This window comes from Rhodococcus sp. IEGM 1307, assembly GCF_030056915.1.
Classification (GTDB): domain Bacteria; phylum Actinomycetota; class Actinomycetes; order Mycobacteriales; family Mycobacteriaceae; genus Rhodococcus_F; species Rhodococcus_F opacus_D.
This window is the reverse complement of record NZ_JASHKW010000010.1, coordinates 80,469-102,086: the sequence shown is the minus strand read 5'-3', so window position 1 is coordinate 102,086 and position 21,618 is coordinate 80,469. Positions and strand designations below refer to the sequence as shown.

Sequence of the window (21,618 nt, the reverse complement as noted above, 5' to 3'; positions counted from 1 at the left end):
AGCTAGGAGCAGACCTGAATGGACGCGAAGTCGCCCAACAACTCCCACAGCGACGGTTCGATACCAGCTGAGGCGCCGACGGCGCCGCGCCGATGGACCGTACGCCGGCGCGTACTGACCGGTGTGGGCGTTGCCGCCGTCGCCGTCGTCGCATGGTTCGGCTTCTCGGCCTGGCAGGTTCAGCACAACCTCACCGGCGCGCGGGACAACGCGCAGCTCGCGAAGGATTCACTGCTCGACGGCGACACGGAGGGCGCCCAGCGAGCGGCGGCCGAAGCCCGGGAACGGGCGGAGGGTGCACAAGACAACCTGCACTCGGTCCCGTGGAGTTCCCTGGCAGCCGTGCCCGGCGTCGGAGCCCCGTTCGAATCGGCGCAGCAGATGTCCGACGTCGTGGTCGGGCTCACTCGCGACGTTCTCACACCCGCGGTCGACGTCGGCGTCGCGTTGTCACCCCGGGATCTGATCGGCGAGGGCGGCAGCGTGCAACTCCAGCCGCTGCGCGATGCGGCCCCGGCGCTGCAGGAGACGTCGATTGCAGCGCGGAACCTGGCAACTCAGGCACAGGGCATTCGAGGCGCGGGATACGTCGGCCTGGTGGACGATGCGCGGACCGAGTTACAGAATCAGACCGACGACGTGGCAAAACTTTTGGAAAACACGACGATCGGCGCCAAAGTACTTCCGGCCATGCTGGGTCTCGACGGACCGCGGAGCTACTTCCTCGCGTTTCAGACCAACGCGGAGGCACGCGCCACCGGCGGACTCGTCGGCGGTTACAGCGTCATCCGCGCCAGCGACGGAAAGCTGGGCATCGAAAAGCTCGGCAAGAACACCGAAGTGTCCTACGACAAGCGACCTCTCGATCTCGGCCCCGACTACAAGAGCATGTACGGCAACTACAATCCCTCGGTCGACATCCGAAACAGCAACCTGAGCTCCCACTTCCCGTACGCCGGCCGGATCTGGCAGTCGATGTGGGCGCAGGAGTCGGGTGAGCAGGTGGACGGAGCAATCGCAACGGATCCTGTGGCACTGAGCTACGTCCTGGCCGCCGTCGGCCCGGTCACCCTGCCCGATGGGGAGGTTGTCGATGCCGGAAACGTCGTGGAACTGACCGAATCCACCGCGTACACCCGATTCATCACCGACGAGGCCAATTACCACGCCGACAACGCCGACCGCAAGGAATACCTGCAGACCATCGCCGGGAAAGTCGTCGAGAAGATGACCGGCAAGATCGAATCACCCCAGCGACTTCTCGACGCGGTCGGGAGGGCCGCCGGGGAGCGACGCATCGCCGTGTGGAGTGCGCATCCGGAAGAGCAGGCGATTCTCGCCGACACCACGCTGGGATACACAGTGCCCCAGGATCCCGCCCCGTACGCAGGCGTCGTGATCAACAACAACGGCGGCAACAAGCTGGACTACTACCTCGAACGCGAGATCGACTACACCGCCGGCGACTGCACAGGTGACACACGTGCGACCGCCGTTACCGTACGGCTGACCAACAACACCCCGGACACCAAGTTTCCGCGCATCGTCGCAGGCACTTTCAAGGACAAGCCGCTGCCATACGGCACCAACCTCGCCATGGTGTCGCTACTGTCCACCAACGGCGCGACCCTGACGAAGGCGAGCATCGACGGCAAGCAGTCGTTCGCCATCCAGGGAAAGGAGCTGGGTCACCCGATCTTCACGGTCCCCGTCACCATCCCGAAGGGCGCGACCGTCGAGTTGCGATACGAACTGAACGAGCCCACTGCACCGGGTGCGGCGCGAGTGCCGGTCCAGCCGCTCATCGATGATCCGAAAGTGACCGTCAGCGTGCCGAACTGTGGAGGGTGAACGGGATCATCCCCGTTCGGAACTGTGAGAGGCGGGCAGGGCGGATTCATCTGCGGCCCCCTCTGACGAGGGTCTGCTACGCGCACCGAAAAGGCTTCGTTGCCGCACCAGGAGAGACAGCGTGTAGTAGACGCAGGACGCCAGGACAGCGACGATGGCCATCGTCGTCACCGTCCTGGCGTTCCCCAGAAGTATGACGGCCACGACCTCCAGGAACACTGCGACAAGGCCGATTACGCTCATCAGATGTGCCCGCCCGAGTGACACGGCGGCCTGAACGTTCACGGTCGCCGAGGAGAAGAAAACGACCCCGAAGGTGAGTATTGCCGCCAGAGGAACCGATTCGGCATAGTCTCCCCCGAACAGCAAGGGCACCACCCAGACGGCGGCACCGCTCCACACCACGCCGAAGCACAGTGCCCCCGACAAGACCGACAGGGGAACCCGAACAGAGTTCGTCAAGAGTTCGTCGCGCCGCTTCCCACCGCTGATTCGCAAGCCGACAGAGTGAACCAGGGGAAACGCTACGAAGGCATAGCTGAACGCGACCACGTAGACGCCGGTGGCATGCCCGCCGAGGAACAGTGAGCACAGAAGCTGGTCGACCCGGATGAGCAGCACATCCGAGACCTGTCCGGGGAGGGACTTCAGCGCGTACGTCCAATCGATTCTTCGGTCCTGGCGACGAGGTCCCCTGCCGTACCGAAAAATGGCCGCGAACTGAGCGAGCTGACTCACGATATAGACGATGCAGACGGTGACGATGTCGATCCGGCCGAGAACTGCCAGGCTGCAGATACCGAGTCCGGACATGCCCGCACCGACGATCTGATACCTGGCGATGATGTTCGTAATGCCCTCGCTCACAGCCAGGGAGAGGATCGTCATTCGCACTGCGCCGAAATACGACAGCGCGAGCAGGACGAAGATCGCACCCACTTCGCCGGGAGAGAGGCCACTGAACCAGATGTAGACCGCCACAGCACTCATGACCACCGTCACGACGAAGATCACCGGGTTGGATCGCGCGGCCGCCGCCCTCGCGGTCGCCACGTCGGATCCCTCCGCGACAAGTCTTCTCGCAGCGGCCGGTGTTCCGATCGACGCAAACACCGGGATGACCGCAACGAGAATCAGGGCAACACCGAGGTAGCCGCGGTCGGTGGGCCCGAGAGCGCGCGCCAGAATGGGGCCGGTCACCAACTGAACGAGCAGTGGCGAGTACTGGCCGGCCACCAGCACGGCGAGTCGTCTGTCGGCAAGCACCTTCACCTCAACCGACCTCGAGCAGCGCGCTGAGCATCCTGTCCGTCGAAGCCGCGCTGGCATTACCGAGTCGTCTGCCCACATCGACCAACTCGCGAGAGTCGAAGCGCTCGGTCGTATCGACGCCCTCCACGATCGCCGATGCGGAAACTTCGCGCACTGCCGAATCGGGAGCCCACGTCGCCAAGTATTCGGACAACTTGGGGATACGGTCCAGACCGACCACGGCCGTTCCATAGGCGATCGCCGTGATACTTCCATGCAGGCTCGTGCCCACGTAGCACTCCGCCGACGCGATCTCCGCTGCCACGTCACGAACATTCGCCGGTTTGACCAGTCGCACCCGGTTCGTCGTCCTCGACAACTGCCGGTACAGGCGCCGCAGGGCGGTGAGATCCGAATGACCCCCTGCCAGCCCGATCGCCAGCAGGCTGATCTCGTATCGCTCCGACAGGGCGCGGAGTTGCGTGACGACCTCGTCCTCGTGACCCCGCAGCCAATGTCGCGAACATTGGAAGACCAGCGTCCGCGATCGCTTCTGCGTCGCGGGGAAGAGCCTGTCGATGACGGCGGCCGAGTCGGGCGCCAGATCCGCGTCGATTCCGTGAGAGCGCAGGATGTCGACGCTGGAATTGTCCCGCACGCTGAGGTATTTGCTGGCGCGGAGCGAACCGAGAACCCGGCTCCGATCATCGCCGGACAGGGTATCGACGCTCGTCGCACCGACGGCGTTGTACACCACGGGCATCTGCCGGCTCGTCGCTGCGTCCGGGACCAACGGCAGGTCCCATATTCCTCCCGCGAGGGTGCGGCAGACCCTCGACAGGTGCCTACGCGGAACGGACCGATGGAGAGCGGCCACCGCGAGGTCGAATCCGCTGGGGATCGAGTGCCGGGTCAGGTCGTACCAGGTCGCGCTCAGGACCTCCCCGCCGGCGACGATGCACCCCGTCGGGGGTTGCTCCGTGAAGCGTCTGCGCAGATCCCTCGCGCTGCCGGAGCGAGCGGTACCCCACCCGTCCCCCTGCGCGCCCCACAGCGCATAGTGCGACAGCGTGCCGCCACTCAACTCCGCCCAGCGGCTGTCCAGCACCAACGGGAACAGGAGGTCACCGTAATTGAATCGGTCGAATGCGCCGACACTGACCACGTTCGGTGGTGTCACTGTTCTCTCCGCAGCTTCATGGACACGTGGCGACGTCTGCTCGTGCGTCACTGCCGCACGCGGGCATTCGCATCACAGTGCACCGTACAACACCTTGGAATAGCTCTGGCATACCTGATCCCACGTGTAGTGGGTCCGCTGACGCCGTTCGGCAGCGACACTCAGTTCATCCATCAACGCATGATCCGACAGCACTCGATCCATCTCATACGCGATCTCGCGGGAATCCGGCTCGACGAAGGTCGCGGAATCCTGCAGAACTTCACGGTTGTACACCGTGTCCCGCGCGACGATCGGTGATCCACACGCCATCGCCTGAACCAAGGCCGGATTGGTCCCACCGACGCTGTGCCCGTGGAAGTAGGCACCGGCGTGCTGCCACAGGGCGAAGAGCTTGTCGTCGTCGCTGACATGACCCAACCAGTGGATTCGTTCGCTGGTCGCGGCCAAACTCTCGGCCCTGAGATCGAAGTCACCGCCGTAGCCGGAGGAACCGACGATCACGACGTCCCAACGTTCGCTCAACTCTCTCGCCGCATCGAAGAACTCACCCACCGTGTTCTCCGGCACGAAGCGTGCCACCATCAACGCATAGGAACGGTGCGGGAATCCCTCGACCGGATCCAGATCGTCGGGCAAGGTTCCGCCGTACGGGATGAATTCCCCCGTGCGGCCGAACCCGTCGCGCCACCGCCTCTCGATTTCGTGGGAGTCGTAGACGAGTTGGTCGCCGAATCGGGCAGTGAGTCGGGCGCCGGTCCGGAAGGCGGCTTTCGCTGCTTTCCCCCACTTCTCACGCTCCCACTCGATTCCGTCGACGTTCACCACCGTCGGAATTCCTCGCGCTTTCAGAAGCGGCAGCCAGTACCCGTTCGCCACGTTCATCACCAAGGCGACGTCGGGACGACGCCGGGATGCGTCGAGGCATGACGTGAGGCCGTAGGACAGGGTGCTCAGCGATTTGGACTCGACACCCCTCGTCGTCGCGCACTCGACGCGGAAGTCCCTGAACGGGTCATCGGGCTCGGTGCTCCCCGCGCGCCCGTACACGGTGACGTCCCAGCCTTCGTCGGCCAAGTACGGCGCCAACCTCCGCACCAGGGTCTCGAACCCTCCGTAGTAGCTGGGATAACCCCGGGTTCCGATGATTGCGACCGAGTTGCTCATATTCTCTCGATTCCTGTCGTCTCGAGTGCGGACGGGTGTTCTTCGACCACGTTCTGTGCTGCTTCCCTTCCCGTTTCGCCTTCGTCCCGAGACGATGGACGAAGCAGCGACGCCAGAATGATCCACACGACGCTGAACCAGAACATGCTCGTGAGAGTCGCGGCCGCGATGAACGTCGCGGCGATGGCAGCGGCGATCGGCCGCCGGCGCCACGGCACGTGACGCCACACCACCGCACCGAATGCACTCAGAATCGCCAGGCCGACAATTCCCGCGTCGTACAAGATCTGGACCGGAAGCATGATGATGTGCCCTGACACGCCGGGCGACCCGGGTTGTTCATGGCGAAGGCCGAAGGTATTGGTGCCGTTACCGAACCAGAGGTGAACACCCTGGATGTCCTCCGCGGCTTCTCGTGCGACCGCCATGCGGAATCCAACCGTTCCACCGCTGAAGTCGATGTCCCCCAGCTTGTCCTGGGCGGGGCGCGATGTGTCGGTGCGCACCTCGGGCGCGGTCTCGTGACGGCTCGGCGAAGGCCGTTCCGTGCCGATGTCCGGAAGGACGGTCGCGGCTCCATAGGCGACCAGAACGCCGACGACGACGGCAACGGGGCCGAAGGTGAATGCTCGCAGAGGAGTGGGGTTCCGGCGGCGCCGCACAAGTTCGTAGCCAACGTAGACGGCCAATCCCATCACCATGCAGAACACCGCTGTGCGGGTCTGGGATGCGATCAATCCCAAGGGGACCGTCACCGCCGCCGCGATCATCCAACGCCGGTCGGTGCCCTTCCGGGCAACCAGCAACAGGGTCCAGAACACGAGGATCGCGGCGTAGATGTTCGCTTCCGTGGCAGACAGCCGGGTGACGTAGACGTCGTAGAGCGAATCGAGATTGGTTCCCCAAGACACACCACCCCCGGTTCGGTTGGCGATGAGATACATCGCGAAACCGGCGAAAGCCCAGGGAACGACGAATCGGATCCCGATGTTCTCGGCCCACACCGCTCGGGCACCGAGCGACATCAGACCCGCCAGCAACAGCAGATCGATGGTGAGCCAGCCCAGAATCGCCACACTCTTGCCCAGACTGGGCGAAAACAGAACGGTCGACACCGCATTCCAGGCGATGAATGCGAGAAACGTCAGCACGACGGGATGCCGCAGTGTACGAAGAAGATCGAGTCGGGAACCGGGGTTGACGATCAACCAGCCCACGAACGCCACGGGCGCCACCTGCTCCCAGCGCACGGTGAAACCCGCAACATCGAACGAGTAGCGACCGAGAAACGATGCGGCGACAACCGCGCACACCAGCAGAAAGGTGACCACGTCGTTGCGGCTGCGAGGTGCACTGAAAAGGTCCGGTGCCGACACCTTCTGATCCGGCCCGCTCGTCACAGTGAACTCCTGCTCTCGCTCTCGGATGTCATCCGAGCGGACGAGACCGCCAGAAGGTCCTGGGCGAACACACGAAACTTCACCGATTCGGCGCCCCAGTCGTTCTCCTGGTCGGACTCCGAGCCCGCGCGCAGTTTGTAGGCGGCGGAACGCGCGAACAGACCTCCCGCGACTGCCCATTTCCAACCGATGTTCTGCAATCGCGTGCGAGACAGGCGCAGCTTGTACAGGTCGTACATGTTAACTACCCAGGCCGAGTTGGGCACCCGCGACACCGTGGGCGTCGTCGAACTCTCGCCGATCAAATGAACCCCCGTTACCGAGGGCACCGTGACGACCCGCTCACCAGATTCCTTGACCCGCAAGCAGAACTCGATATCTTCCGCGTACATGAACCACCGACGGCTCAGTCCGCCCAATCGCATCCAGGTCTCACGTCGCACCAGCATGCACGCACCGGACACCCAGTCGACGTCCCTCGGATCCACCGACGAGTGCCGTTTGAGGAGATACAGCCCTTCGACGAGCGGCGAATACCCTGCCAGTCGTGAAAGGCCGGAATAGTGGCACAGCACGCGCCACAGATCCGGTTGCCTGCCACACTCTCTGATAGCGAGCCGTTCCCCCGGTTTGTCGAGCAGCGGCGCGACTATGCCGATACTGCCGTCCGCATCGAGGGTCCGACCCAGCGCGAACACACTCTCCGCGTCGACAACGGCATCGGGGTTCAGCAGAAGCACGTGTTCGCCCCGCGCCTCCGACACTCCTCTGTTGACCCCGCCGGCGAATCCGAGGTTCTCTTCACTTCGGATCACCCGGGCGCTCGGACACACCTCGGATACCCTGGCGATCGTGTCGTCGATCGAATTGTTGTCGACGACAATGATGTCCAGCTCGGGACCGGACCCGAGCGCGGACAGGCACTGTTCGATGACGGCAGCGCTGTTGTACGTCACGATCACGACCGAGATCGTGCACCCGTCACCGCGCGCCTCTTCCGGTGCGCTCATGTCCATATCTCCTTGCCGATCTCGTCACGGAATCGGCGCACGCCGAACTGTGCCTCGAATCTCCGCCGCGCCTGGTTCGCGCGTTCCGTCGCGTCTTCGATCGAAAACTCCTCGAGCGCCTGCCGCCACGCCGCCACATCACCTGTGGGTACGAGACGCCCCACGTCGTCACCGATGATCTCGGGCAGACCGCCACTGTCACTGGCCAGCACAGCACGTCCCGCCGCCATCGCCTCGATGGCTATGGTCGGCAACGGATCCGGCTTGATGCTCGGCACCAACACCAGATGTGCCGCATCGAGGTACTTGCGAACATTGTCGGTCTGACCGACTATCGACACGCTGTCGGGGCGTTCGAGTCGCCTTACGCGATCAACCACGTCGACAGACGCGCCGTTCAGGGGCGGCGCCCCCAGGACGATCAGTTCGATGTCCGACCGTTCGAGACCGTCCCACGCGTCGAGGAGAACATCGTGCCCCTTCCACGAGTTCCACCTGCTCGCCACCAAGCACACAAGCCGCTCGTCGACGACGAACGGTGTCGGTTCCGGCAGCTCGAAACCGTTGTAGACCACTACCGATCGGCGGTCGAACTTTTCGGGCAGCGGAAGGCGGACGGCGTTGCTCACGCACACGATCCGTTGCGCGAACGACATGAACGGAGTCACGAAGAGCGCTGTCTTGCGATCCAGGAATTCGTGGAGATGCAGCACAGTTGCCGCACCGATGAGCCGCGCCAACGGCAGCATCAGAACCAGTGCCGACGTGTTGACGTACATCTTCGACGGCCGCGCACGCACCACGGCGCCCGCTGTGCGAAGGAAGCGGCCGACCAGTCCGGGGAGCGCTCCGAGGCGGAGATACGAACGCCGGATCACGGGAAGTGGCATCCTGCGCACCGTATGCCCCAACTCGGCCAACGCAGTCGACAGCTCGTTCCCGGGATAGTCGACGTCGGTCGGAAGCCACACCTCCACGTCCCAATCACTCGGAACTTCGGTCAGAGCTTCCAAGAAGACCCGGTCGGCCCCGTACATCTCGTCGGAGGGATGCACTGCGATGAGCTTCTTCGGACGTCTCACGGTGCGGCCTTGCCGGGCGCGAACCTGACCCGCACCATCAGTACGCGCCGTCACTCGCCACCACAGCCTTCAGGGTCTTGGCGATGATCAGCATGTCCCCGACCATCGACCAGTTCTCGACGTAGGACAGATCCAGACGCACCGAGTCCTCCCACGACAGGTCCGAGCGTCCGCTCACCTGCCACAGGCCGGTGACACCGGGCTTCACCAGGAGTCGGCGATGCACCTCGCTCGCGTAGGACTCGACCTCGACCCGCAGGGGAGGTCTCGGTCCCACCACACTCATTTCGCGTCGCAGCACGTTGATGAACTGTGGCAACTCGTCGATGCTGAACTTGCGCATGACGCGGCCGACACGGGTGACACGCGGATCCTCTCGCAGTTTGAACAGAACTCCGGCACCGTCGTTGCGTCCGCTCAGGGTCGCGCTGTGCTTGTCGGCGTCGTCCACCATCGACCGAAACTTCAGCATCGGGAACGGTCTGCCATCCATGCCCATTCGTTCCGATTTGTAGAACACCGGCCCTCGACTCGTCAGCTTGACCGCCACCGCCGCGACAACCATCACGGGACTCGCCAGCACGAGCGCAACAATGGCAAAGATCAGATCGAACGACGTCTTCCCGAATCGCTTCGCGCCGTGATAGCGCGGCTTCTCCACGTGGATCAGAGGCAGACCCGCGACAGGTCGCATCTCGAGGCGCGGCCCGGAGACGTCCATCATTCCCGGAGCGACCACCATGTCGACGTCCAACTGCTCGAGGTCCCACACCATTTCACGAAGCCCGTGATGGCCGAGATGCTCGGTCGCCGTGACCGCGACGGTGTCGGCACCGGATCGCTCGATCGCATCGACGACGTCGTGCTCGTCGCCGAGGACCGGAATCGACCGTCCGTCCACGGTGATCGTGTCGTCGGACGACCGGTAATGAGCTGGGATACATACCCCGACCACGGTGTACCCGTCCGCTGTTCCACGGTCGAAGGTCCTGGCGAGGTTGCGCACGGAGTGTTCGCCTCCGACGACCAACACTGATGTCTGGCACAGCCCGCGCGCACGCTTGCGAGCGAGGACGCGGCGCCACATCCAACGGGTCAGCAGAAGACCGAGTAGACCCGTGGGGAATGCGATCGCCAGGTACAGCCGTGCCAATTCCAACTGCAGGAGGAGCGCTGCGATCGCGATGAGCCCGAACAGTCGTAGCGTCGCGGTGGCGATGCGTCGATACTCCTCCGGGCCACTCCCGACCACTCGTGGGGATCGCACGTGAAAGACGGCGAGCATGGCGAGCCACGACGCCACGAGAGCGACGGAAATCAGACCGTAGCTCACATTGCTCAGAGTGCGTGAGTCGACAAGAGACCCGGGGCCTCCGAAGCGCACCCATTGAGCCAGAGCCACCGCTGCCACCACGACGAGGGTGTCGGTGAGGAGAATTCGCCTGATGTACACGGCCAGCCAGTGTCGGCGTGCGACCCCTCGTTGCGCTGAAACCGACGCAACGCTGTGAACAGCTGAAGATCTCTCCACAGTCGAGTTGAACGTCGCCATGCATCCCCTCCACTGTCGAACCGACCGTCGGCAGAGTGTGATGGTCGAGTCGGCCGTTTCACGACAGCGGATCTCCGGACGCGGACAGTGCCGTCGTCACCAACGAGCAAAAACCAGAAGTGCCCCGAGCACCGCCATGTAGATAGACGACTTCGAACATTCACAACGAGTGTGGACGCTATCAGCGCGATTCCGTCCTGTCTCATCCGCACCGGCGACATGAGACCGTGCGGTCTGCACTAAATACGGACTGAGCAGCGGTTATTCGCTCCTACAATTGGTTCGGGGACAGTCTTTTTCGGCAAACTGACCACAGGTGTTCGGGCAGAAGGATTTTCACGCAGTCAAGTCCGCATCAAGGCGTCTTCGCGCACTCGGAGTCCTGCCAACACTCGAATTGCATACCCAAAGTTGGCGATTGCGAGACGTATGCGATCCCGTCACCGAATCGAAGACAATTTTCACGAGCCAGCACCGAAATTCGGTGACTGACTCGAGAATTCGAACGGTCCGGCATCGACGCTCTCCCGTGTCACGCCCCGCCACGGTGGGGCGCGGCCGACGCACCGACCTGTGGCCGACCCATTCGCGCCCGAACGCGGGCGGTCACCTGCCAGATCAAGGTCGTGTCATGGACGCTGATGCACGGCACGCCGAGCGCACGAGCGTGCTGAACGGCAGCCGATTCCTTCGGCGAACAACGGCCGTCCAGGATGTCCTCGGTGACGATGACGCAGAGCACGTCACCCTCGAGTTCGCGGATAGGTTCCATTCCGTGGAGCGCCACCCATTGCCGGACCATCGCCCACTGCGATACATCGTTGTAGCGGGTGGGATTGCCGACGAACAACACGCGGCGAGACCGCCGGGCTCGGGCGACCTCGATACTGGAGATGGGTGACATGCCGAAGGCTCCTGTCCACGTGAACGGCTGATCCCGGTACGGGACAACTCTCTCCCGGCGCGGCGCGGACGTCTGTCCCCCGATCAGGCGGTGCATCGGATGAATCTCGACTCCCCCGGTCAGGGGACCCCCCGCACGTGAGTGGCACAGTGTGCTCGGGTGCGCATCGGCACTCACCTGGGAGGTTGCATGATCACTGTTCTGTGCTGCCGCGGCATCGGTGAGGATCGGGGCGTCAACATGCTCACCAACACGACACAATTGCTGGATCCCGTGCGGTTCGTCGTCAAGCAGGTTCCGTGGGAGGCGAGCTACGGACCGGTGCCCGACCCGGGTGGTTCAGCGTTCGACAAGGCGCTGTCCGAAGGACGCACACTCCTGTTGCGGATGATCGCGGAGGACCCGAATCCCGTTGTTCTGCTCGGCTACTCGGGCGGCGCCGCGCTCGCCGGCAACGTGGCGGCCGAGGTGGGACGGGGCCAGCACCCCGCCCTGGATGTGCGTGGGGTCGGACTGATCGCCGATCCCCTCCGGCCGGCGTCTCCGGACCTGCCGGGGTGGGGCATCGCCGGGCAACGCCCGATCACGGGGATGCCCGTGTGGCAGATCGCCGACCCACTGGACGCCATCTGCTGCTGCCCGGGCAACTCGCCGCTGCGCACGTTCGCAGACCAGTCGGCGGCCTTCTCACTCGCCGACCCGGTGGCATGGGTGACGGACCTCCTCGACCGGCTCCGTACCCGCCGGTGGCAGGCGGTGATTCTGAACTGGTGGCGCCCGTGGACGGTGTGGCAGCAATACGCCGAGGCCATCGACGACGTGAACGGCTACCTGTTCCGGGGCGACCACACCAGTTACCGGGTGCGGCTCGCCCCGGGCACCGACCGGACCTACTGCGCGCTGCTCGCGGATCGCGTCAACGAACTGACCGAGTGAGTGTGCCCGCGCAGGCGGAGTGCATCAGGGATTCTCCGGTGTCTGTTCCTCGTTTCCCGGCGGATCCTCGCCCTCGGCCTCGGGATCTTCTCCCTCGACCGGCGGCTCGGTCTCCTCGACCGGCGGCTCCTCCTCGGCCACCGGCGGTTCCTCTTCGACCACGGGTGGCTGCTCGGATGCGGGTGGCTGCTCGACCGCCGGCGGAACCACTGCAGGCGGCGGTACCACCGGCGGCGGTTGCTGCTGGCCTGCGACCGGAGCCTGCCCACCCCCGCCGGAACCGCCCTGCCCGGTCCCCGACGAACCGCCGCCGCCTCCGTTCGACTCGGGCGCGACAGCCGGCGGTGCGAGCTCCGACGTCGGCGGAGTGGTCGTGGCGGCGGCGGGTGTCGCCTTTGTTGTCGAGCCGGACGTTTCGGATGTCGGCGTCGGTTCGCCGTCGGACCCGCAGGCCGACAGCGTCAGGAGCGCACAACTTGCCGCGATAACCACCGAGCGTTTCAAGGACCGTCTCCTTCGTTCGAGTATCTATCGATCGAACGGAACATACGGTCCGTTTGGTACGTTTTGGCGTTTTTGCGAGGAATCGTCACCCTTTCGACACGAACGGCGGCTCAGCTCTGCGCGTTTCTGCGCGCCGCACGCTTGGCCCAGGCATTGCGGACCATCGACAGCGGCGTCGGCGGCACCCAGCCCAGCTGGACCGCCTGACCGAGGTCGTCCCGGGTGGCCCAGTGCTCGATGACGCGGCCGTCTTCGACGCGCAACCAGTGCGACTGGTTGACCGCCAACGATCGCCCCGTGGGCGCGAACACCTGATCGATCGATCCCTGCTCGTCGTAGACGACGAAGGGTCCGACGTGCCTGCCCTTCATGATCGTGTAGACGACGGCGAGGTCGCCCTCGACGACGACATACTCGACGTCGAACCGCAGCTCGGCGAACGCCGAGCGCAGCCAGACGGCGGTAGCGTAGAACGCGTCGGGTCCACGCCCTCGCGTCCGCGGGGGTTCCGTCGCGCTCTCCCGGTTGAATGCGTCCGAGTGGACGACGGAATCGAAATCGGCGCGGCTTCCGTTCGCCATGATCTCCATCGCGCGAACGGCGAGGGATCTCACTTGCTCCGACGGGGCCGGTTCCTCCATGTTCACGGTGCACTCCGCAACAGTCGGTGGGAACTCTCAGTATTCGACCGCCCTCGACTGGAAGTCAACGACCTGATGCAGGTCCGTTCGGTACAGGATTTGCGCGCGCCTCAGCGAAACCGCCGTCGACGGCGGTACCGTCGGGGAGGTGATGGGACTGCCTGATGCGATCTCGGCCTGCTTGTTCGATCTCGATGGTGTGCTCACGGCAACGGCGGTGCTGCACCGGAAGGCGTGGAAACGCACGTTCGACGAGTTCCTGAAGCATCGCGAGGGCGCCAACTTCCGGCCGTTCACCGACCAGGACTACTACGACTACGTCGACGGACGTCCCCGCGCCGACGGGGTCCGGACCTTTCTCACGTCCCGCAGCATCACGTTGCCGGAGGGATCGCCGGACGATCCACCCGGCGCCGAGACCGTGAACGGTGTCGGGAACAGCAAGAATCGGCTGCTGCTGAAAGTCATCGAGGAAGAGGGCGTCAGCCCCTACCCCGGTTCGGTCCGCTACATCAGCGCGGCGTACGACGCCGGCCTGAAGATCGCCGTGGTCACGTCGTCCGCGAACGGCAAGGCCGTCCTCGACGCGGCCGATCTCAGCCGCTACGTGCACGTCCGCATCGACGGGGTGGTGATCAGCGAGCAGGGTCTGCGCGGGAAACCCGCGCCGGATTCGTTTCTCGCGGCCGCCCGCGCCCTCAACGTGCATCCCGATCAGGCGGCCGTGTTCGAGGACGCCCTGTCCGGAGTGGAAGCGGGACGGGCAGGCGAATTCGGCTACGTCGTCGGGGTGAATCGCAACGATCAGGCCGAGGCGTTACGCGAACACGGCGCCGACGTGGTGGTGAACGACCTGGCCGAACTCCTGGAAAGGTGAGCATGGACGACAAGGGCTACGAGATCTCGCCGTGGCAGCTGCGCTGGCGCGGACTGGATCTGGAGGCACTGCACGCCACCGAATCCACCTTCGCACTGTCCAACGGACACATCGGGATTCGTGGCACGTTCGAGGAGGGTGAACCGCGCGGTCTCCCCGGCACCTACCTCAACGGGTTCTACGAGCAACGTCCCCTGCCATACGCGGAGGCGGGTTACGGCTACCCCGAAGACGGGCAGACCGTCGTGAACGTGACCGACGGCAGCATCATCCGCCTGCTCGTGGAGGACGAGCCCATGGACATGCGGTACGGGAGTGCACCGGCGCACGAGCGCGTCCTCGACTTCCGCTCGGGCACGCTGCGCCGCACCACCGAGTGGACGTCGCCGACCGGACGCCGCGTGCGTATCCATTCGGAACGACTCGTCTCGTTCACCTCGCGTGCGGTCGCCGCCATCCATTACGAGGTCGAGCCGCTCGACGGGGACATCGAACTCGTCCTGCAGTCGGATCTGCTCGCCAACGAACACATCCCCGCCCGCACGGACGACCCGAGAGTCGCTGCCGCCCTGGACACTCCATTGGTCTCCGATTTCGCTGCCGCCCACGACTTCAGGGCGGTACTCGCCCACCACACGCGTGCGTCGGGACTGCGCATGGCCGCGGGGATGGACCACGAGGTCGACTACCCCGCCAACGGGCGGTGCAGCATCGAGACCGAAGAGGATCTGGCCCGGCTCACCGTGGCCGTCGACATCCCCCAGGGTGAGCGCCTGAAGGTGACGAAATATCTGGCGTACGGATGGTCGGCACGGCGGTCGACTCCGGCCCTGCGCGGCCAGGTGGAGGGGGCTCTCGCCGGAGCACTCGAAACCGGCTGGGACACCCTGCTGAAACGCCAGCGCGAGTACCTCGACGCCTTCTGGGAGACGGCGGACGTCGAGATCGACGGCGACGCGGAACTGCAGCAGGCGGTGCGGTTCGCGCTGTTCCACGTGCTGCAGGCCGGTGCCCGCGGTGAATCGCGGGCGATCCCGGCGAAAGGCCTGACCGGGCCCGGGTACGACGGTCATGCGTTCTGGGACACCGAGTCATTCGTCCTCCCCCTGCTCACGTACACGGTGCCGGACTCGGCCCGCGACGCACTGCGCTGGCGGCACTCCACGCTCGACAAGGCGAAGAACCGCGCCGTACAGCTGGGGCAGGCAGGCGCCGTGTTCCCGTGGCGCTCGATCAACGGCGAAGAATGCTCCGGCTACTGGCCCGCGGGAACCGCGGCCTTCCACGTGGGTGCCGATGTCGCCGCGGCCACGTCCCGGTATCTGGCCGCGACCGGGGACGAGGAGTTCGAAGCCGAATGCGGCGTCGAACTGCTCGTGGAGACCGCCCGGCTGTGGACGTCGCTCGGCCACCACAATGCGCAGGGCGAGTTCCGAATCGACGGCGTCACCGGGCCGGACGAGTACACCGCCGTCGCCGACAACAACGTGTTCACCAACCTCATGGCGCAGAAGAATCTGCACGACGCGGCGGCCGCCTGCGAGCGACGCCCCGGCCTGGCGCGCGAGCTCGGTGTGGACGACGAGGAAGCAGCGCTCTGGCGAGACGCCGCCGAGCACATGCGCATTCCGTTCGACGACGCTCTCGGCGTCCACCAGCAATCCGACGCCTTCACGCACCACGCCGAGTGGGACTTCGAAGGCACACCACCCGAGCACTATCCGCTGCTGCTCCACTACCCGTACTTCGATCTCTACCGCAAGCAGGTGGTGAAGCAGGCCGACCTGGTGCTGGCGATGTATCTTCGCGGCGATGCCTTCACGGACGAACAGAAGATCGCCAATTTCGCCTACTACGAGGCCCTGACGGTTCGGGATTCGTCCCTGTCGGCGTGTGTGCAGTCCGTGATGGCCGCCGAGGTCGGGCAACTTCAACTCGCCTACGACTACCTCGCCGAGGCCGCCCTGACGGACCTCCACGACCTCCATGCCAACGTGGAGAACGGATTGCACATCGCCTCACTCGCCGGAACGTGGATGGCGTGCGTCGCGGGATTCGGTGGAATGCGCGATCACGGCGGCAACATTTCGTTCGCACCGCGGATCCCACCGCAGCTGGTCAATCTGTCGTTCCGGATGACGGTGCGGGGCAGCCAGATCCACGTGGACGTCCGCGCCAAGACCGCGACCTACCGGCTGCTGTCCGGCGAACCTGTTCAGCTCGCCCATCACGGTAGCCCGTTCACTCTCGACTCCTTTCCGGTGACGCGGCCGATCCCGGAACTGCCAATTGCCACGCCTGTGCGGCAACCGTACGGGCGGGCACCCGTGCGTCGGGGCTGACATGACACCCGGCCAGCCCGAACACCGCGGCCGCGAGCAGCAGCGCGGCACACCGAACCTGCGTTGTGCGACAGTGGTGCGATGAGCACTGTGGTGACGATCGACGAGTTGGCGGAATCGCTGAACAGCGCCGCTCCGCCGGTCCTTCTCGACGTGCGGTGGGCGCTCGGCGACACCGAAGGCAGGCAGCATTACCTCGACGCGCACATTCCCGGTGCCGTGTTCGTCGACCTGGAGACCGAACTGGCCGCCCCTGGATCCCCGGAACTGGGCAGGCATCCCCTGCCGACGGTGACGGACCTCCAGGACGCCGCGCGCCGGTGGGGTGTCCGGGCCGGCAGCCCTGTCGTGGTCTACGACGCCACCGGGAACCTTGCCGCCGCGCGGGGGTGGTGGGTGCTGCGCTGGGCCGGAGTTGCCGACGTGACGATGCTCGACGGTGGTCTCGGCGCGTGGACGTCGGCGGGCCATCCCGTCCGATCCGGCGACGAGCACCCACCACTGCCCGGTGACGTCGTTCTCACTGCGGGCCACCTGCCGACGCTGACCGCGGACGAGGCCGCCGAATTCGCCGACCACGGCCACCTTCTCGATGCGCGTGCCGCCGAGCGGTATTCGGGCGCGACCGAACCCATCGATCCCCGCGCCGGGCACATTCCCGGTGCCCGCAGCGCCCCGACGTCCGAGAATCTCGGGCCCGACGGACGGTTCGCGCCTGCCGAGGTGCTGCGCGAACGATTCGCCGCGGTCGGCGTCGAGCCCGGACGTCCCGTCGGCGTGTACTGCGGATCGGGTGTGACGGCGGCCCACCAGGTTGCGGCGCTGGCGCTCGCCGGCATCGACGCCGCCCTGTATCCGGGGTCCTGGTCGCAGTGGTCGTCCGATCCCGGGCGGCCGGTCGCCACCGGCCCCGACCGGCGATGAAAGCGAGTCACGCCGTCTGACCGACCGCCTCCGCGTCGTGCGCCGGATAGGCGTGGATGAGGGCGGTACTCAGCTTCGGAACCGCGTGGGTGAGTGTGTGTTCGGCGGTGTGCGCCACGCGGTGCGCGTCGCGCAGGCTGGTCGAGGGATCGACGTCGAGTTCGGCGTCGGCATGCAGGTGGTGTCCGATCCACCGCATCTTGACGCTGCGCACCCCGACCACCCCCGGTTCGGCGGCGAGGGCCCGTTCGGCGGTGTCGACGAGTTCCGGGTCGACGCCGTCCATCAGCCGCCGGAACACGTCGCGTGCCGCGGTCCGCAGCACCAGCAGGATCGCGGCCGTGATGACCAGGCCCACCACCGGGTCGGCGAGAGGAAGCCCGACCGCGACGCCGCCGGCGCCCAATACCACGGCGAGGGAAGTGAATCCGTCGGTCCGTGCGTGCAGCCCGTCGGCGACGAGCGCGGCGGAGCCGATCCGCCTGCCGACCCGGATGCGGTACAGCGCCACCCACTCGTTGCCGGCGAATCCGATGACACCGGCGAGGGCAACCCACCCGAGGTGGTCGATGGGCACCGGATCGAGGAGGCGGCGGGTCGCCTCGACACCCGCGACGACCGCGGACAACGCGATCATCACCACGACGAACAACCCGGCGAGGTCTTCGGCCCGGCCGTAGCCGTAGGTGAAGCGCCGGGTGGCCGCCCGCCGTCCGAGGGCGAACGCGATCCACAGCGGAATCGCTGTCAGCGCGTCGGAGAAGTTGTGCACGGTGTCGGCGGCGAGCGCGACAGAACCGGACAGTGCGACCACGATCACCTGAGCGAGGGCGGTGGCGCCCAGCACCATCAGGCTGATCTTGACCGCCCGGATCCCGATCTCGCTCGCCTCGAGCGCGTCGTCGACGCTGTCCGCGGAGTCGTGGCTGTGCGGGGCGAAGATCTCGCGGATCGCCCCGCGGACGCCACCCGAATCTCCGTGGCCGTGGCCGTGCCCATGGGAATGTCCGTGGCCGTTCACGAGCCGCCTCCCTCCGCGGCGAGGTCTGCCTCCTCGTGGATCACCTGCAGATCGCCGGTGGCGCGGTGATGTCCCGGGATGCCGGGGCCCGCGTGCTCGGCATTGAACACGGCGTCGGTAACCAACTGCTGCACGTGCTCGTTGGCGACGCTGTAGTAGATGGACGTTCCCTCCCTCCGCGTGCGCACCAGCCGCGCCATCCGGAGCTTCGCGAGATGTTGCGAGACGGACGGTGCCGGCTTCCCCACCCGTTCGGCCAGCTCGTTCACCGACAGCTCGCCTCCCACCAGTTGCCAGAGCACCTGCACCCGGGTGGCGTCGGCGAGCATGCGGAAGACCTCGACCACCAGCCCGACCTGGTCTTCGTCGAGTCGGCGCCGACAAGCGCGCTTATCTGCATTCATACGCAGATAATAGGTCACTTTGTTTTGTGATGCATCAGACACCGAATCGACTTACTTGCTTGCGCTAACGATGTATATAGTTGCTTGCATCAAGTAAGTCGTCCTTCAGGGGTTGCCATGTCCGTCTCGTCAGTCCCTACCGTGCCGTCCGTATCTCTCGGCACCACCGAAGCGCTCATCGACGAGGTCTTCCTCTTCGGCCGCGTGCTTCGCGACGCCCTGGTGTCGGAAGGCGACGGTCACATCCCGCGCGCGTTGACGGGGGTCCTCCTCGTCCTCGCGGCTCGGGGGGAATGCCGGCAGAACGAACTCGCCACCGAACTGTGTGTCAGCCAGTCCTCACTCAGTCGCCAGATCACCGATCTGGTGGACGTCGGCTACGTCACCCGCCACTCGGATCCCGCCGACGGACGCGCATTCCGAATACGCGTGTCGCCGGAGGGAATGGCGTACGTCAAGCACGTGAGAACACAGCGAGCGGCACGAATGCAGAAGTTGATGACCGGCTGGAACGAAACCGAGGCAGCGATTGCCCTCGAATCCATCCGGCACCTGAAGGAAACACTCTTCGATCCAGAACACCGGATCGTTACGAGCTCGAACCCGATTGGAACACAAAGCGTATGACCGAAACACAGACTCGGCCGCCGGTTGAAGAAACGACGGCCATGACGCACCGCCAAATCCTCGAAGCCCTCACGGGCCTGCTCGCCGCGCTGTTCACCGCGCTGCTGAGCAGCACGATCGTCGCCACCGCTCTCCCCACGATCATCGGTGACCTGAAGGGCACGCAGACCGCGTACGCCTGGGTCATCACCAGCGCGCTGCTCGCCAACGCCGCCTCGACACCCATCTGGGGCAAGCTCGCCGACCTGTTCAACAAGAAGGTCCTCGTCCAGAGCGCGATCGTCATCTTCGTCATCGGTTCGGTGATCGCCGGCTTCGCGCACAACGTGCCGATCCTGCTCGCCGCACGCGTCATCCAGGGCATCGGCATGGGTGGCCTGACGGCTCTCGTCGTCGCCATCATCGGCACCATCGTCGCTCCCCGTGAGCGCGGCCGCTACTCCGGCTACATGGGTGCCGTCATGGCCGTGTCGATGTCGGGTGGCCCGATCCTCGGCGGCGTCATCGTCGACAGCCCCCTCGGCTGGCGCTGGTGCTTCTTCGTGTGCGTGCCGCTCGCCGTCATCGCACTGTTCCTGCTGCAGCGCACCCTGCACCTCGCGACCGAGAAGAAGGACGACGTCTCCATCGACTGGCTCGGCGCCCTGCTGCTGACCGCCGGTGTGTCCATCCTGCTGATCTGGGTCTCGTTCGCCGGCAAGGCCGGCTATTACGAGTGGTTCTCCCGTGAAACGGTCATGTACGTCGGATCGGGTGTGCTCCTGCTGGCCGCGACGATCCTTGTCGAAGCCAAGGCCAAGTCGCCGATCATCCCGCTCAAGATCGTCACGGAGAAGACCACCGGACTCGCCATCATCGCGTCCGTCGCCGTCGGTGTCGGAATGTTCGGTTCCACCACGTTCCTCGGCCAGTACTTCCAGACCTCGCGTGGCTACACCCCCACGATGGCCGGAGTGCTCACGATCCCGATGGTCGCCGGCATGCTCCTCGGCACGGTCGGATCCGGACAGCTCATCACCCGCTTCGGCAAGTGGAAGCCGTTCGTCGTCGGCGGCGCCGTCCTCATGATCGTCGGCTTCGGATTGCTCGGCACCATCGATCACGAGACCAGCCTGACCCTCGTCGGCGCGTACATCGCGATCATCGGTCTCGGCATGGGCATGCTGATGCAGAACCTGGTCCTCGCGGTGCAGAACACCGTCAGCGTCCAGAACATCGGTGCGGCATCCAGCTCGGTTGCCTTCTTCCGGACCTTCGGTGGCGCGATCGGCGTCTCGGTTCTCGGTTCGGTGCTGGCCACCCGCGTCGCCGACCTGTCGGCCGAAGGTTTCGCGAAACTCGGCATCCCCGCCGGGTCGAGCAGCGGCGGCGGAAGCCTGGACCTGACGTCCATGCCCGCCCCCGTGCAGGGTGTCATCCGCGCCGCATACGGAGACGCGACCGGCCGGATCTTCCTGATCGCCGCCGTCGTCGCCGTCATCACCCTGATCGCCGTCATCCTGCTGCCCAACCGCCCGCTGCGTCGCACCATCGACCTGTCGAGCGAGCAGGAGCCCGTCCAGGAACCCGAGTACGCCCCCGTTCCGGAGTACGCACTCGAGCCCGACACGGCGCCGATCCAGTCGTCCGAGGTCCGCGGCGGCAGGCACGAGGCCCCCGCCGATCAGCGGCAGCCCTTCGCGGGGTTGAGCGCCGACGCCCGGGACCGTCTCCTGTCCATGCTTCTGCCCCAGCCGGAGCAGACGCTGGAAGCGATCGACGAAGCGGAGAAGATCCGCGACGAGGTCAACCGCCTGCGCAACGATCTCAACGCCAAGCTCGTCGAATTCGACGCGGTCTGGGATCGCCTGCGCGAGCTGGGACTGAGCGAGGAGCAAGTGGCCGGCGTCCTCGGCGGCGGCCACGTGACGGACACCGGCAACGGTGCCCTCATCCGCTGAATGAG

Annotated in this window: 19 protein-coding genes; 7 read left to right on the top strand and 12 right to left on the bottom strand. The window is 65.5% G+C overall.

Going from position 1 to position 21,618, the window contains the following annotated elements:
- The first annotated feature begins 18 nt into the window (after positions 1–18).
- Positions 19–1,851 (top strand): DUF4012 domain-containing protein, encoded by a 1,833-nt coding sequence (locus tag QM841_RS21015; RefSeq protein WP_283333432.1) that lies wholly within the window; start codon positions 19–21, stop codon positions 1,849–1,851.
- 6 nt (positions 1,852–1,857) lie between these two features.
- Here the strand turns inward: QM841_RS21015 and QM841_RS21010 are convergent, their stop codons facing one another.
- The 8 genes from QM841_RS21010 to QM841_RS20975 form a co-directional block, all read right to left on the bottom strand.
- Positions 1,858–3,123, bottom strand: coding sequence for a lipopolysaccharide biosynthesis protein (locus tag QM841_RS21010; RefSeq protein ID WP_283333431.1), 1,266 nt, complete (start codon positions 3,121–3,123; stop codon positions 1,858–1,860).
- 1 nt (position 3,124) lies between these two features.
- Positions 3,125–4,282, bottom strand: a complete 1,158-nt coding sequence (locus QM841_RS21005; protein WP_283333430.1) for a polysaccharide pyruvyl transferase family protein — start codon at positions 4,280–4,282, stop codon at positions 3,125–3,127.
- A 72-nt stretch (positions 4,283–4,354) separates the two neighbouring features.
- Positions 4,355–5,449 (bottom strand): DUF1972 domain-containing protein, encoded by a 1,095-nt coding sequence (locus QM841_RS21000; RefSeq protein ID WP_283333429.1) that lies wholly within the window; start codon positions 5,447–5,449, stop codon positions 4,355–4,357.
- On the bottom strand, positions 5,446–6,849 hold the full coding sequence (locus QM841_RS20995; RefSeq protein ID WP_283333428.1) for an O-antigen ligase family protein: 1,404 nt from the start codon (positions 6,847–6,849) through the stop codon (positions 5,446–5,448). The genes QM841_RS21000 and QM841_RS20995 overlap by 4 nt, the downstream gene beginning before the upstream one ends.
- A complete protein-coding gene (locus QM841_RS20990) occupies positions 6,846–7,859 on the bottom strand; it encodes a glycosyltransferase family 2 protein (RefSeq protein ID WP_283333427.1) in 1,014 nt (337 codons plus the stop codon). Before QM841_RS20990 ends, QM841_RS20995 begins: the two co-directional genes overlap by 4 nt.
- The gene (locus QM841_RS20985) at positions 7,856–8,941 is read right to left on the bottom strand and encodes a glycosyltransferase family 4 protein (protein ID WP_283333426.1); all 1,086 of its coding nucleotides are present in this window, start codon (positions 8,939–8,941) and stop codon (positions 7,856–7,858) included. The genes QM841_RS20990 and QM841_RS20985 overlap by 4 nt, the downstream gene beginning before the upstream one ends.
- 37 nt (positions 8,942–8,978) lie before the next feature.
- Positions 8,979–10,493: a sugar transferase gene (locus QM841_RS20980; RefSeq protein WP_283333425.1), complete on the bottom strand. Its 1,515-nt coding sequence runs from the start codon at positions 10,491–10,493 to the stop codon at positions 8,979–8,981.
- A gap of 532 nt (positions 10,494–11,025) precedes the next feature.
- Complete coding sequence (locus QM841_RS20975; RefSeq protein ID WP_283333424.1) at positions 11,026–11,397, bottom strand: hypothetical protein; 372 nt, start codon at positions 11,395–11,397, stop codon at positions 11,026–11,028.
- A 189-nt stretch (positions 11,398–11,586) separates the two neighbouring features.
- On the opposite strand from QM841_RS20975, the gene QM841_RS20970 reads away from it, so the two are divergent.
- Positions 11,587–12,333: an alpha/beta hydrolase family protein gene (locus tag QM841_RS20970; RefSeq protein WP_283333423.1), complete on the top strand. Its 747-nt coding sequence runs from the start codon at positions 11,587–11,589 to the stop codon at positions 12,331–12,333.
- 24 nt (positions 12,334–12,357) lie between these two features.
- Here the strand turns inward: QM841_RS20970 and QM841_RS20965 are convergent, their stop codons facing one another.
- Complete coding sequence (locus QM841_RS20965) at positions 12,358–12,837, bottom strand: chromosome condensation regulator RCC1 (protein ID WP_283333422.1); 480 nt, start codon at positions 12,835–12,837, stop codon at positions 12,358–12,360.
- Between the two features lie 110 nt (positions 12,838–12,947).
- A complete protein-coding gene (locus QM841_RS20960) occupies positions 12,948–13,478 on the bottom strand; it encodes an ester cyclase (RefSeq protein ID WP_283333519.1) in 531 nt (176 codons plus the stop codon).
- Positions 13,479–13,629: 151 nt separating this feature from the next.
- On the opposite strand from QM841_RS20960, the gene QM841_RS20955 reads away from it, so the two are divergent.
- From QM841_RS20955 to QM841_RS20945, 3 genes are all read left to right on the top strand, one after another.
- The gene (locus QM841_RS20955; protein ID WP_105414169.1) at positions 13,630–14,355 is read left to right on the top strand and encodes an HAD family hydrolase; all 726 of its coding nucleotides are present in this window, start codon (positions 13,630–13,632) and stop codon (positions 14,353–14,355) included.
- A gap of 2 nt (positions 14,356–14,357) precedes the next feature.
- Complete coding sequence (locus QM841_RS20950) at positions 14,358–16,697, top strand: glycoside hydrolase family 65 protein (protein ID WP_283333421.1); 2,340 nt, start codon at positions 14,358–14,360, stop codon at positions 16,695–16,697.
- Positions 16,698–16,787: 90 nt separating this feature from the next.
- The gene (locus QM841_RS20945; RefSeq protein WP_283333518.1) at positions 16,788–17,621 is read left to right on the top strand and encodes a sulfurtransferase; all 834 of its coding nucleotides are present in this window, start codon (positions 16,788–16,790) and stop codon (positions 17,619–17,621) included.
- A gap of 7 nt (positions 17,622–17,628) precedes the next feature.
- On the opposite strand, the gene QM841_RS20940 is transcribed toward QM841_RS20945, so the two are convergent.
- Together QM841_RS20940 and QM841_RS20935 are read right to left on the bottom strand one after the other, a co-directional pair.
- Positions 17,629–18,642, bottom strand: a complete 1,014-nt coding sequence (locus QM841_RS20940; RefSeq protein ID WP_283333420.1) for a cation diffusion facilitator family transporter — start codon at positions 18,640–18,642, stop codon at positions 17,629–17,631.
- Complete coding sequence (locus QM841_RS20935) at positions 18,639–19,046, bottom strand: ArsR/SmtB family transcription factor (protein ID WP_283333419.1); 408 nt, start codon at positions 19,044–19,046, stop codon at positions 18,639–18,641. The genes QM841_RS20940 and QM841_RS20935 overlap by 4 nt, the downstream gene beginning before the upstream one ends.
- Positions 19,047–19,163: 117 nt before the next feature.
- Between QM841_RS20935 and QM841_RS20930 the strand changes: the two genes are divergently transcribed.
- Both QM841_RS20930 and QM841_RS20925 read left to right on the top strand, forming a co-directional pair.
- A complete protein-coding gene (locus tag QM841_RS20930) occupies positions 19,164–19,673 on the top strand; it encodes a MarR family winged helix-turn-helix transcriptional regulator (RefSeq protein ID WP_016883656.1) in 510 nt (169 codons plus the stop codon).
- Positions 19,670–21,613, top strand: coding sequence for an MDR family MFS transporter (locus QM841_RS20925; protein WP_283333418.1), 1,944 nt, complete (start codon positions 19,670–19,672; stop codon positions 21,611–21,613). The genes QM841_RS20930 and QM841_RS20925 overlap by 4 nt, the downstream gene beginning before the upstream one ends.
- The last annotated feature ends 5 nt before the right edge of the window (positions 21,614–21,618 follow it).